This is a genomic window from Streptomyces sp. CNT360 (assembly GCF_000424785.1).
Window position 1 is genome coordinate 39809 of record NZ_AUKO01000020.1, and the last position, 12728, is coordinate 52536.

9 protein-coding genes are annotated in these 12728 nt (G+C 72.1%); 6 read left to right on the forward strand and 3 right to left on the reverse strand.

The window, feature by feature from the left end:
- The first annotated feature begins 118 nt into the window (after positions 1-118).
- From H297_RS0118155 to H297_RS0118170, 4 genes are read left to right on the forward strand one after another with little or no spacing between them, the layout of a single operon-like run.
- Positions 119-1513, forward strand: a complete 1395-nt coding sequence (locus tag H297_RS0118155) for an ABC transporter substrate-binding protein (RefSeq protein ID WP_027738228.1) — start codon at positions 119-121, stop codon at positions 1511-1513.
- On the forward strand, positions 1510-2484 hold the full coding sequence (locus tag H297_RS0118160) for a carbohydrate ABC transporter permease (protein ID WP_027738229.1): 975 nt from the start codon (positions 1510-1512) through the stop codon (positions 2482-2484). Before H297_RS0118155 ends, H297_RS0118160 begins: the two co-directional genes overlap by 4 nt.
- Positions 2481-3398, forward strand: a complete 918-nt coding sequence (locus H297_RS0118165) for a carbohydrate ABC transporter permease (protein ID WP_486589559.1) — start codon at positions 2481-2483, stop codon at positions 3396-3398. Before H297_RS0118160 ends, H297_RS0118165 begins: the two co-directional genes overlap by 4 nt.
- Positions 3395-4384: a zinc-dependent alcohol dehydrogenase family protein gene (locus tag H297_RS0118170; protein ID WP_027738231.1), complete on the forward strand. Its 990-nt coding sequence runs from the start codon at positions 3395-3397 to the stop codon at positions 4382-4384. The genes H297_RS0118165 and H297_RS0118170 overlap by 4 nt, the downstream gene beginning before the upstream one ends.
- A 72-nt stretch (positions 4385-4456) precedes the next feature.
- On the opposite strand, the gene H297_RS0118175 is transcribed toward H297_RS0118170, so the two are convergent.
- The 3 genes from H297_RS0118175 to H297_RS0118185 all read right to left on the reverse strand — a co-directional run bounded on the left by H297_RS0118175 (position 4457) and on the right by H297_RS0118185 (position 9170).
- Positions 4457-6493, reverse strand: coding sequence for a CocE/NonD family hydrolase (locus H297_RS0118175; protein ID WP_027738232.1), 2037 nt, complete (start codon positions 6491-6493; stop codon positions 4457-4459).
- A 116-nt stretch (positions 6494-6609) separates the two neighbouring features.
- Positions 6610-7878 (reverse strand): ATP-grasp domain-containing protein, encoded by a 1269-nt coding sequence (locus tag H297_RS37000; RefSeq protein WP_051351976.1) that lies wholly within the window; start codon positions 7876-7878, stop codon positions 6610-6612.
- A gap of 452 nt (positions 7879-8330) precedes the next feature.
- Positions 8331-9170 (reverse strand): MOSC N-terminal beta barrel domain-containing protein, encoded by an 840-nt coding sequence (locus H297_RS0118185; RefSeq protein WP_027738233.1) that lies wholly within the window; start codon positions 9168-9170, stop codon positions 8331-8333.
- 349 nt (positions 9171-9519) lie between these two features.
- Here H297_RS0118185 and thiI point away from each other — a divergent pair, with 349 nt between their 5' ends.
- Positions 9520-10737 (forward strand): tRNA uracil 4-sulfurtransferase ThiI, encoded by a 1218-nt coding sequence (gene thiI / locus H297_RS37005; RefSeq protein WP_037794654.1) that lies wholly within the window; start codon positions 9520-9522, stop codon positions 10735-10737.
- An 818-nt stretch (positions 10738-11555) separates the two neighbouring features.
- The gene (locus tag H297_RS0118195; protein WP_051351956.1) at positions 11556-12632 is read left to right on the forward strand and encodes an enoyl-CoA hydratase/isomerase family protein; all 1077 of its coding nucleotides are present in this window, start codon (positions 11556-11558) and stop codon (positions 12630-12632) included.
- Positions 12633-12728: the final 96 nt, after the last annotated feature.

Below are 12728 nucleotides of genomic sequence, written 5' to 3' on the forward strand. Positions count from 1 at the left end.
CCGTCCCCGGCCGGCGGCGGGCCCCGTGCGCCCGCCGACGCCCTCGCCCCGTCGCGATGTCCCTGTCCCCGACCCCTTCCCACGACGTCCATCCCATGCCGATACGCCAGGAGTTTCCATGCGCCGTCGGAGCAGACAGCTCAGCCGGACACCTCACCGACCACGTCGCGCGCGGGCCGTGGCCGCGACCGCCACGGCGGGCGTGCTGCTCACGTTGCCGGCCTGCGCCGGAGCCGGGGCGCTGGGTCAGGGGGGTGACACGATCAACGTTCTGATGGTGAACAACCCGCAGATGCTCCAGTTGCGGAAGCTGACCGCCGACCACTTCACGAAGGAGACCGGCATCAAGGTCAACTTCACGGTGCTGCCGGAGAACGACGTCCGCGACAAGATCAGCCAGGACTTCGCCAACCAGGCCGGCCAGTACGACGTGGCGACGCTCAGCAACTACGAGACGCCCATCTTCGCCAAGAACGAGTGGCTGCGGCCGCTGGACCCGTACACGCGCAAGGACAGCGGCTTCGACCAGCAGGACATCCTCAAGCCGGTGCGCGAGTCGCTCAGCGGCGAGGACGGCAAGGTCTACGCGCAGCCGTTCTACGGGGAGTCGTCCTTCCTGATGTACCGCAAGGACGTCTTCGCCAAGGAGGGGCTGAAGATGCCGAAGCGGCCCACCTGGCCGCAGGTCGCCTCGCTCGCGGCCAAGGTCGACGGCTCCGAGCGGGGCATGAAGGGCATCTGTCTGCGCGGGCTGCCCGGTTGGGGTGAGCTGGCCGCGCCGCTGACCACGGTCGTCAACACCTTCGGCGGGACCTGGTTCGACAAGGACTGGAAGGCGCGGCTGGACGATGCGGCGTTCAAGAAGGCCACCCGGTTCTACGTCGATCTGGTGCGCAAGCACGGCGAGTCCGGCGCCGCCCAGTCCGGCTACGCGGAGTGTCTGAACAACATGACGCAGGGCAACACCGCCATGTGGTACGACGCCACCGCGGGCGCCGGCTCCCTGGAAGGCGCCAAGTCGAAGGTCAAGGGCAAGATCGGCTACGTCCCGGCGCCGACGGTCAAGACGAAGAGCGCGGGCTGGCTCTACAGTTGGGCGTGGGGCATCCAGAAGGCGAGCCGGAATCCGGACAAGGCCTGGAAGTTCATCTCGTGGGCGTCCGGCAAGAAGTACGAACGCCTGGTCGGCAAGGAGTTCGGCTGGGCCGACGTGCCGGCCGGCAAGCGGGCCTCCACCTACAAGTTGCCCGAGTACAAGCAGGCCGCCGGTGCCTTCGGTGAGGTGACCAGGGAGGCCATCACCGGTGCCAGGCCCCGCGATCCGGGCGTACAGCCGCGGCCGACGATCGGTATCCAGTTCGTGGACATCCCCGAGTTCGCCGACCTGGGCACCAAGGTCTCGCAGGAGATCAGCGCCGCCATCGCCGGACGCCAGTCGGTCGACGAGGCGCTGCGCACCTCGCAGGGCCTGGCCGACGACGTTGCCGAGGACTACGAGGGGCGGGGCCGATGAGTACGCCGACGACCGCCGCCGCGCCGGGCGCGCGCAATCAGCCGCCGGCCACCGCCACCGGTCCCGCCCGGCAGCGCTCGGGCCCGCCCGGCAGGCTCCGCGCCTGGGTGACGCGGGCGCCGCTGCTGCCCGCGCTCGTCTTCATGATCGTCGTCACCCAACTCCCCTTCGTGGCCACGCTCGTGGTCTCCTTCTTCGACTGGAACGCCCTCTACCCCGAGGCGCGCAAATTCGGGGGCATCGAGAACTACAAGGAGGTCCTCGGCGACGCGGCGCTGCGGGACTCGGTGCTGACGACAGCGGTCCTGACGGCCGTCGTCGTACTGGTCAGCCTGGTGCTCGGGCTCGGCCTCGCGCTGCTGCTGGACCGCACCTTCAAGGGCCGCGGGCTGGTACGCACCCTGCTCATCGCGCCGTTCCTGCTGGTGCCCGTAGCGGCCGCCCTGCTGTGGAAGCACGTCCTCTACAACCCCGAGTACGGACTGCTCAACGGCGCACTGACCTGGCTGTTCGGGGACGACGCGCCGCAGCCCGACTGGGTCGCCGAGATGCCGCTGGGCGCGGTGGAGGTGGCGCTCATCTGGCAGTGGACGCCGTTCATGATGCTGATCCTGCTGGCGGGGCTGCAGAGCCGCCCGGCCGACTCCCTGGAGGCCGCCCGGATCGACGGGGCCGGCGCCTGGCAGATCTTCCGCTATCTGACGCTGCCGCACCTGCGCCGCTACCTGGAGCTGGGAGCGCTGCTGGGATCGATCTACATCGTGCAGAACTTCGACGCCGTCTTCACCATCACCTCGGGCGGGCTGGGCACCGCCAACCTGCCGTACACCATCTACCAGACCTTCTACCAGGGACACGAGTACGGGCTGGCGTCCGCGGCCGGGGTCCTGGTGGTGCTGGGCTCCCTGATCATCGCCACCCTCGCGCTGCGGGTGGTCTCGTCCCTCTTCCGCGAGGAGGCCCGGTCATGAGTGCGAGCGTCGCCACGACCGAACCGCAGGACAACCCGCCCCCGGTGGTACGGGAGAGAAAGTCGGCAACCGACCCGGCCGCGCCCGCACGGGTGCGCCGCCGCAACGCCCTGCTGGGCCTTGCCGCCTGGGTGTGCGGGGTGGTCTTCGTGCTGCCCCTCGTCTGGATGGTGCTGACCTCGCTGCACTCGGAGTCGGACGCGGCCACCAACCCGCCGTCCGTGGGCGCCTCCCTCACCCTGGACGGCTACCGCGAGTTCTTCTCCACCGGAGGCGGCACCGCGGCGTGGGCGGCGCTGGCCAACTCGGCGACCGCCTCGGTGGTCTCCACGCTGCTCGTGCTCGTCCTCGCACTGCCGGCCGCCTACGCCCTGTCCATCCGGCCGGTCCGCAAGTGGACCGACGTGCTCTTCTTCTTCCTGTCGACGAAGATGCTGCCCATCGTGGCCGGGCTGCTGCCGATCTATCTGTTCGCCAAGAACACGGGGTTCCTGGACAACGTCTGGCTGCTGGTCATCCTCTACACCTCGATGAACCTGCCGATCGCGGTGTGGATGATGCAGTCCTTCCTCGCCGAGGTGCCCACCGCGCTGATCGAAGCGGCGCAGATCGACGGCGCCCGGCTGCCCACCATCCTGACGCGGGTCGTCGCCCCCGTCGCCGCGCCCGGTGTCGCCGCCACCGCGTTGATCTGCTTCATCTTCTCCTGGAACGAGATGCTCTTCGCGCGGGTGCTGACGGGGGTCGTCGCGCAGACGGCGCCCGTCTTCCTGACCACGTTCATCACGAGCCAGGGCCTGTTCCTGGCCAAGGTGTGCGCCGCGTCGCTTGTGATCTCCCTGCCGGTGCTCGCCGCAGGGTTCGCCGCCCAGGACAAGCTGGTCCAGGGCCTGTCGCTAGGAGCCGTGAAATGAAGGCCGCACTCGTCGAGTCCGTGGGCAAGGTGTCCCTGACGGAGGTTCCCGACCCCACGCCCGGACCCCGCGAGGTGGTGGTGAAGGTGGCGGCGTGCGGGCTGTGCGGTACCGATCTGCACATCCTGCAGGGCGAGTTCGCCCCCACGCTGCCGGTGATTCCCGGGCACGAGTTCGCCGGGGAGGTGGTGGCGCTCGGCAGCGGGGTGACCGAGCTGGCCGAGGGTGACCGGGTGGCTGTCGACCCGTCGCTGTACTGCTACGAGTGCCGTTACTGCCGCACCGGGCACAACAACCTGTGCGAGCGGTGGGCGGCCATCGGCGTGACCCGCGCGGGCGGTGCCGCCGAGTACGCCGTCGCGCCGGTGGCCAACTGCGTCCCGCTGCCGGAGCACGTCCGCACCCAGGACGCGGCGCTGATCGAGCCGTTGTCCTGCGCGGTGCGCGGCTACGACGTGCTCAAGAGCCAGCTCGGCTCCCATGTGCTCATCTACGGTTCCGGAACGATGGGGCTGATGATGCTGGAGCTGGCCAAGCGCACCGGCGCGGCCAGTGTGGACGTGGTCGATCTGAACCCCGACCGGCTGGCGACCGCCCGCGGCCTGGGATGCAGCGGCGCCGCGGCCGGCCCGGACGAGCTGGAGCGGCCCGGCGGCTGGGACCTGGTCGTGGACGCCACCGGCAACGCGGCCGCCATCCAGGACGGTCTGGGCCGGGTCGCCAAGGCCGGCACCTTCCTGCAGTTCGGGGTCGCCGACTACGCGACGCGGGCCACGATCGACCCGTACCGCATCTACAACCAGGAGATCACCATCACCGGTTCGATGGCCGTCCTGCACAGCTACGAGCGCGCGGCGGAGCTGTTCGCGGGCGGCATTCTCGACCCGGAGGTGTTCATCTCGGACCGGCTTCCGCTGGCCTCCTACCCCGAGGCGCTGGGCCGGTTCGCGGAGGGCAAGGGCCGCAAGATCGTCGTGGTGCCCTGACCCTCCAGCCCCGGGGCGCCGTCCCCCCGCGCCCCGGGGTCCCGACCTCGCAGAGGCCGTGTCCCGGACCCCCTACAGGTGGTCCCGGGGCACGGTCTCGTTCCAGGTGCGGGAGAAGATCCGGTCCCCCGACTCGTAGGCGTCCAGCGTGGCGTGGACGTGGAAGTCCTGCTCCGTGCAGGTCAGGACGGTGCGGGTGACGGCCTGGGCCTCCCAGTCGCCGCGCCGGAAGGTCATCGTCCAGGCCGACTCGCCACCGACGGAGGTGAAGTCGTCGGCCACCGCCGTGTACCGCTCGTAGGCCCGGCGCCCGACGTCGAGCCCGATGTGGTCCAGGTGCTCGAACCCGCGGTCCTTCACGATCTCCAGCTCCTGGCGGTAGCCGATCAGGTCCCGCTTGACCTCCCAGCGCTCCTCCGGCGGGGTGAGCGAGGTCGTCGTCAGCGGCTGCGCTCCCTCCGGCTCACCGAACAGCCCGCGCGGTGCTTCCCCGTCCTCGCGGGGGTCACGGACGGGCAGGGTGAGGCTGCTGGTCGCCTGATGGACGCTCAGCAGCACCGGGCGGGGCGGCGGCCAGGCCAGCGGCCAGTACGAGGTGGACAGCGACAGCCGGATGCGGTGCCCCGGCGGGAATGCCTGCGCCACGCCGTTGAGCCGCACCCGGGCCCGGTAGCGCTCTCCCGGCTCCAGCGGCTCGGGGGTGTCGGCCTCCGTGCGGTGGGTGAGGTTGAGCACCCCGTAGGTGACCCGGGTGGCACTGCCGTCGGGAGCCACGTCGGACAGCCGGGCCGCGACCTGGGCCACGGGCTCACTGACCGACAGATCCAGCTCGACGGTGGGCTCGCCGAGGATCTCCACCCGGTCGGTGAGCGGTTCCGTCTCGAAGACGAGCGAGCCGCCGTCCTCCTCCCGCTGGTCGTAGGGCAGGTCGGGCGGCGCGTTGTAGGAGGCCCACTTGCCGGCGAACTGCCCCACCGACAGCGGCGAGCGCACCGTCAGCGGCGCCCCGGCGGCACCGTCCTGTGCGGCGTCCTCGCCGGGCGGGCCGATGCGGTACTGGGTCAGCGGGTGGGACCGCTGGTGCACGTGCGGCGAGGGCCACTCCGGCTCGACCACCCACCGCCCTGGCCGCTCCTCGTACGCGGTGGACGGGGGCACGCTGTCCTGCATCCAGGCGCTCAGCACGGGCCCGTCCATGACGCCGTTGTCGACGCCCTTGAGCCAGTGGTCCCACCAGCGCACGACCTCCTGGAGGTAGCCGATGGCCGGCCCCGGCTCGCCCAGGTGCGGGAACTTGTGCGACCAGGGACCGACCAGCCCGCGACGCGGCACGTCCAGGTGGGCGAGCAGCCGGGTGACGGCGTTGGAGTAGCCGTCCGCCCAGCCGCTGGAGGCCAGCACCGGACAGCGCACGCTCGGGTAGTCCTCGCACACGGAGGCGTGCCGCCAGTAGTCGTCCCGCCGTTGGTGGCGCAGCCACTCCAGCACCCACGGCTCGGTGCCCTCCAGCCGCTCGCGCCACATGGCGCGCCACCTGTCCCCGACGACGGCCGGGTCCGGCGGGCAGGTCGCGTAGGCGAACATGGTGCCCGCCTCGGCGAGGTTGTCCGACAGCAGCGCGCCGCCCATGTAGTGCATGTCGTCGGCGTAGCGGTCGTCGGTGAACGAGGCGATGGCGATCGCCCGCAGGCTCTCCGGCTGCCGCGCGGCCACCTGGAGCGCGGCGAACGCGCCCCAGGAGATCCCCATCATGCCGGTGTTGCCGTCGCACCACGGCTGCCGGGTGAGCCAGGCGAGGACGTCCTCGGCGTCCTTCTGCTCCTGCTCCACGTACTCGTCCTCCAGCACCCCGTCGGAGTCGCCGGTGCCGCGCAGGTCGACGCGGACGCACACGTAGCCGTGCCCGGCGATGTAGGGGTGGTGGATCGAGTCCCGGACGGCCGTCAGGTCCCGCTGGCGGTAGGGGATGTACTCCAGCACGGCCGGCAGCGGCTCCTGGTCGGTGCAGGTGGGACGCCAGATGCGCGCGGAGAGGCGGGTGCCGTCCGACAGCTCCACACTCGCCTGCTCCTCCTTCGTCTCGTACGGCAGGTTGTGCACGGTGCGCATGTGCGCTGCCTGCCTCCTCTCCTGTGTTGGCTTTGTCGGGCGCCTGGCCGGCGGCCTGGCTTCGCGGTGCTGCCCGGTGGCGCGTTCGGCGCCGGTGACCCGGGCAGCCGCAGCCGTCAGCGGTCGCTCTCCTGCTGCGGGGGCGGCGCGCCGTGCAGGCCGAGGGCGGCGATGCTGCGGTCGTACTTCTCCCGCAGTTCGTCGTCGTCCGCGCCGGCGGTGAACACGTGGGCGAGCTCGTAGCTGTAGCTGTCCTGCTGGGACAGGTTGTGCAGATGCTGGCCCTGATGGGGGACGACGTCGACGACGACCCCGGGGATCTCCTCCTGCACACGGGCGATGTCCTGCTCGGAGGGTACGCGCCGGGCCACCCCGTCGGTGAACCAGCGGTGGTACCACTTGGCTGCGCACGCGTAGGGGCCCGCACGGTAGGGAAGGGCCGGGTCCTTGCCGAGCGCGAGGGCGAGCATGCAGTGGTGGTTGGGCGCCCCGTCGACGAAGTCGAACAGCTCGGCATGCGACTGGGAGTGCCGGGGGTTGATCTCCAGCACATTGATCTCGTCGGTGCCCGGATCGTAGAAGAACTCGATGCTGAAGGTCGCTGCGTCCATCCCGATCTGCCGGATGACCCGCTCGGACACCTCGGTCAGCCGCTGCTGGACGGGCTGCGGGAGCCGGCTGGGGTACTGGTGGCGCAGGAAGGACGGGGAGTCGGGGTAGTTGACGGAGTCGAGCACCCCGTAGACGGTGACCTTCCCCTCGTGCACATACCCCTCGGTCGCGACCCGGAGCCCGGTGAGCCTCTCCTCGGCGAGGCAGACCATGCCGCCGACACCGGCCATCTCCTCGGGCAGCTCGACCTGGTCGAGGATGTACTCGAAGGGCCTGCCGACCCGGCCGATGCCCTCCCGGATCTTTGCGACGGCGGCGCGGAACTCCTCCAGGTCCTCCACGCCGTAGGCCAGCTCCGAGGAGTAGGCCAGGGCGGGCTTGACCCACATCGGGAAGCGGACGCCCTCGGGGGGCTCCGGCTCGTCCGCCTCCAGGTCGACCCGGCCGAAGCGCGGCACTTCCCGCACGGCCTTCTGCTGTTCGAGCCGGCTCCAGTACTTGTGCTCGCACTTGACCACGGAGTCCAGGCCGGTGCTGCGCGTGCCGTACTGCTCGGCCAGTATCGGGATCATCGTGCTGACCGGGAAGTCCCAGTAGCCGACGATCGCGTCGACGCCGCCGTCGAAGGAGTCCAGGACGCGCCGGGCCCGCTCCAGCAGGTCGGGGACGGAGACCTCGTCCTCCTGGAGTTCCTCGGGGGACAGCAGCGGGTGGAAGCGGCAGTGCTCCGCCTCGGGCGCCGCTTCGAGGGTGGCGCGGTTGGTGTCGTCCATGCCGAGGACGAAGACGTGCGCGACGTCCGCGTCCTGCTGCTGCCGGCGGGCCGTGTGCTGCGGTGCACGGCTCCGCTGCTGTGGGGCCTTCCTGCGCTCGGCCTCGCCTCGCGTGTCGTTCTTGGCTGGGGCCACGGGTTCTCTCCACGTGTGTGTAGCGGTAGCGCCCGGACGGGAACCGCCCGGGGCCGCCCGAGGCACTGGCCTGACCCCGGCGGCGGCGGGCGGGTTGCCGATCGGCCGACGCGGAAACGTTGCGGGTCGTGGAGACGTTGTGGACGTACGTCGCTCGACTCTCTCGGCGCCCTCCGGTCGGTCCCCGGGAGGGCGCCGCCTGCCTCGGCGACGCCCTGGATGGGGCCGAGCGCGCCTGCGGCCGAGCTTGTCGCCCGCCCCACCCGCCACAGCCGCTGGGTCCGGGCGCTGCGGGCGCTCGCGAGCCGGGGCGGCAACTACAGCTCGGAGGCGTCCCAGCCGGTCGCCTCCACCTGATCGCCCACCGCGAGCGTTCCCGGCCGCAGCACGGCGAACTTGGCTCCGAAGGCGACACCGCCCGCGGCGGCGCGGCGGTAGCGGGCGAGCGTGCGCAGCGGTTCGGGACCGCGCCTGACCCCGGAGTCCTGGTCGACGAGGGTCACCGCGCAGCGGACGGCGAGCTTGGTGTACCCCAGCTCGGCGTCGCCCGCCCGCACCTGCCGCAGCCGGTCCTCGGCGTGCGGCTCCCCCTCCCAGCCGTCGACCACGACGTTGGGACGGAAACGGGCCATCGGCAGCGGCGCGGCGCCCCGCTCGGCGAGCCGCGCGTTGAAGTGCTCCAGGCTTGCACGGGAGACGAGGTGGACGGCGCTGCTGTCCGGGAACCTGGAGGTGCCGGGCGTCAGACCGTCGGTGACCCTGCCGTTCTCCGGCGGCACCCGCACCAGTCTGGCGGCCGCTTCGAGCACGTCGGACAGCCACTCGGCCGCCTCGTTCCCCTGATCGATGCCCCGCAGCGGCTGTCCGAGCATCTCCACCTCGCGCCGCGGCCCCGTCACATCCACCTCGACGTGCAACGGCTCGGCACCGGGAGCCCGCAGTGTCAGCCGCTCCCCGCCCGTTCCCGTGCGGCCCACCTCGGGCCGTACGAGGGCGAGAGCGGGGTCCCGGCGCTGGGTGCGGCCCACGCCGTGCGCATCGGTCACCATGAAGGCCCGGTCGTGGGCGAGCCCTGCGGTTTCGAGGGTGGCCTCGTGGACGGAGACGGCGGCGCAGCCTTTGACGGGGTAGTAGTGCAACTCGACGACCTCGGCCATGCGGTGTCTCTCCCTCCGGTCCGAGTGACGTGGGCTTCGCCCCGCCGGTGGCCACGGGACGGGGCGAACGTGACGCGTACGCATCCTGACACGGCGTCGCCCGGCGAAGCGGCGCCCCTCGGTCCGGTACGCCGGGGGCCGGCGTCCGCCTCTCCCCCGGTGCTGCGCGGCAGGCAGCCGGGAGCAGCGAGGGGGTCGCCGTTTCGCTTAGCCTGGTCGGCAGGAGGGAAGTTCCGTGACGATCTCAGGGCCCCGTCCCGCCCCCGAGGGACACCCGCAGGACGGCGCACGCACACGGCAGGTCCCGCCCCAGGCGGACCGCGGTCGGCCGGGCGCCGGGGAGTGCGTACTGCTCAAGCACGGCGAGGTCTTTCTCCGCGGCCGCAACCGGGCGCGCTTCGAGGAGATGCTGCGCCGCAATCTGCGCCAGGCGCTGCGCCAGCTTCCGGGCCCGACGTGGGTGGAGAAGGGCCGCAGCGTCACGCTGGTGGGCGGCGAGGCACCGCTGGACGAGATCGTGGAGTGCGTACGCCGGGTGATCGGCTTCAATGTCGTGCAGCCCGCGGTACGGGTCCCGGGCACGGTCGAGGACATCGGCGCGCACGCCGTCCTGGCGTTGCGTACCGCCGCCGATGCCCGCCCGGCCGGTGGAGCGGAACAGCTCAGCTTCGCCGTCCGTGCCAAGCGCCGGGACAAGTCCTTCCCGCTCACCTCCTCCTCGCTCGCGGCGACGGTCGGGGAGCGGGTACGCCGGGAGACCGGCGCCCGTGTCGACCTGACCTCCCCCGACGTGGAGCTGACCGTGGAGGTGGACCGGAAGGGCGGCTTCCTGTCCTGGCGGAGGATCGCCGGCCAGGGCGGCCTGCCGGTGGGCTCCAGCGGCCGGGCCCTGGCGCTGCTGTCCGGCGGCTACGACTCACCGGTCGCGGCCCACCGGGCGATGCGCCGCGGGCTGGCCTGCGACTACGTGCACTTCACCGGCGCCCCGTACACCGACGCGGCCTCGGTCTACAAGGCTTACGCGCTCGCCCGCGAACTCAACCGCTTCCAGCCCCCGGGCAGGCTGTGGGTGGTACCGCTGGGCAAGGCACAGAAGCAGCTCGCGGTCGCGGGTGCCGGGCGGCACCAGGTGGTGGCGCAGCGCAGGCTGATGGCCCGCACGGCCGGGGTGCTCGGCAGGCAACTGGGCGCCGACGCGCTGGTGACCGGTGACAGCCTGGGCCAGGTGGCCAGCCAGACGGTGGCGAACCTGGCGGCCGTGGAGGAAGCGGCTCCCCTGCCGCTGCTCCGGCCGCTGCTGGGCTGGGAGAAGCAGGAGATCATCGACGAGGCGCGGAGGCTCGGCACCGCGGACATCTCCGTCCTGCCCGACGAGGACTGCTGCTCCCTGCTGGCCCCGCGCCAGGTGAGCACGCGCGCCCGGGTGACCGATCTGCACCGGGTGGAGCGCCGGCTGGAGCTGGACGAGCTGGTCGAGGAGTTGCTGGCGGGCGCCTGGAGCACGGAGCCGGGCGCCGATCCGGCGCCGCCGGCCACCGCGACCGTACCCGAGCAGCAGACCCGCTGAGCCCCCGGTCGGCGGGCCGCCGACCGGGGCCCGCTCCGCGGAAGGCCGGGGCTCGGCCGGTTCCGAGACGAAGTCCGGAACGAGGGCTTCCAACTCCGCGGCCGTACCCGGTCCGGGTGCACCTGCCGGGGCCCCGTGACACGGGTGCGGGAAGCGGGCAGGGCCTCGCGCAGCCAGTCGCGCACGCGGGTCCCCTGGGTGCACCCGGTGATCAGGCTCGCGATCGTCCGGAGCTCGGCGCCGGTGCGCTGCGAGGTGTCCACCTGGATGCGCCAAGCGGTGTGGGGACCACAGCGCCAGGACGCCGTCGGGACGCCGCACGCCTGATCCACCGCGTGTCCGCCCGCCTGGGAACGTCCAGCGCTCTCGTGGAATCCGGGAGGTGTAAACGCCCCCTCTACTGGTGACCCGTCCCTGCATCCGTGATGGTTCGGACCAGGAGCCGCCACGGTAGCGTCCCGGAACCGACCTAGGCGGCTCCGGGCGCGCGCCCGCGGGCGCCGCGTCGCGTGGTGGCGGGGCCGGCGCAGGGTCACCCCTGTCCGCGTCGCCGCCACGGGGAGCTTCAGCATGCCTCCGTCAACAGCCATTGCCGTACGGCAGGCAACTGGCTGCCCTGGCCTATCGCGCCGCACACCTGGGGAACGGCACCACGCAGGCCGGCACGCGAGTCGGCACAGTGCGCGGAACGCGCGGAGGTGGGTCCCGCAAGGGCAGAAGGTCCGGCAGGCGTGACGCGGGCGACGGCGGCGCTGTGCCGCGGCACGTACGGTGGCCGGAAAGATCGTCCACCGTCGTGTGCGAAGGAGCCTGCGTCCATGTCCCAGACCGGCGTGTCCGAGACCGCACCGCCCGTTCTCGTCCGCAAGGACGGCCGCGTCGGCCGGCTGATCCTCAACCGGCCGCGCGCGCTCAACTCCCTCAACCGGGAGATGGTGCGGCTCGTCGCCGAGGCGCTGGACGCGTGGGAGGACGACGAGGAGGTGGCTGTCGTCGTCCTCGGCGGCGCCGGCGAGCGCGGGCTGTGCGCGGGCGCGGACATCCGGGGCATCCACGACGACGTCCGCGCGGGCGGCGGCGCGGACTCCGCGCGGTTCTGGGCCGAGGAGTACCGCCTCAACTCCCGGATCGCCCACTACCCCAAGCCGTACGTCGCCCTCATGGACGGAGTGGTCATGGGCGGCGGCGTCGGCCTCTCGGCGCACGGCTCGGTCCGGGTCGTCACGGAGCGGGCGCAGGTCGCGATGCCGGAGTGCACGATCGGTTTCGTGCCCGACGTGGGCGGCACCTGGCTGCTGTCGCGGACACCCGGCGAGCTGGGGACGCATCTGGCACTGACAGCCGGCGCGGTGGGCGCGGGCGACGCGCTGCTGTGCGGTCTCGCCGACCACTTCGTACCCGGCGACCGGCTTGCCGCCTTCTCGGCGGCGCTGGCCGACACCCCGCCCGAACGCGCGCTGGAGGAGTACGCGCGCCCCGCCCCGGAGGCGGAACTCACGGAGCACCGGGAGTGGATCGACGCCTGCTACGCCGCGGACAGCGTGACGGAGATCCTGCGGCGGCTGCGGGCGAGCGGCCACCCGGCGGCCAAGGAGGCGGCCGCCGCCGTCGGGACCAAGTCGCCGACGTCGCTGAAGGTCACCCTCGCGGCGCTGCGGCGGGCCCGCTCCCTCTCGTGTCTGGAGGAGGCGCTGGAAGCGGAGTACCGCACCTCGGTGGCGGCGCTCTCCTCGCCGGACCTGGTGGAGGGGGTACGGGCACAGATCGTCGACAAGGACCGCAGGCCACGCTGGTCCCCGGCCACGCTGGAGGAGGTCTCCGAGGCGGAGGTCGCCCGGCACTTCGCGGCCGCACCGGGTGGCGACCTGGAGCTCCCCGCCGGAATCGAAGGCTGACCCGAGACTTTCCGTGGGGAATTGCGGACGGTTACCCGTGCGTTCCTCACACTGTCTTCGTGACAGAACCGACTATCCTTTTCCCCTCCTCGTGCT

Coding starts and splice junctions, on each gene's coding strand:
- H297_RS0118155 (WP_027738228.1), top strand. CDS start 119: ATGCGCCGTCGGAGCAGACAGCTCAGCCGGACACCTCACCGACCACGT.
- H297_RS0118160 (WP_027738229.1), top strand. CDS start 1,510: ATGAGTACGCCGACGACCGCCGCCGCGCCGGGCGCGCGCAATCAGCCG.
- H297_RS0118165 (WP_486589559.1), top strand. CDS start 2,481: ATGAGTGCGAGCGTCGCCACGACCGAACCGCAGGACAACCCGCCCCCG.
- H297_RS0118170 (WP_027738231.1), top strand. CDS start 3,395: ATGAAGGCCGCACTCGTCGAGTCCGTGGGCAAGGTGTCCCTGACGGAG.
- H297_RS0118175 (WP_027738232.1), bottom strand. CDS start 6,493: ATGCGCACCGTGCACAACCTGCCGTACGAGACGAAGGAGGAGCAGGCG.
- H297_RS37000 (WP_051351976.1), bottom strand. CDS start 7,878: ATGGACGACACCAACCGCGCCACCCTCGAAGCGGCGCCCGAGGCGGAG.
- H297_RS0118185 (WP_027738233.1), bottom strand. CDS start 9,170: ATGGCCGAGGTCGTCGAGTTGCACTACTACCCCGTCAAAGGCTGCGCC.
- H297_RS0118195 (WP_051351956.1), top strand. CDS start 11,556: ATGTCCCAGACCGGCGTGTCCGAGACCGCACCGCCCGTTCTCGTCCGC.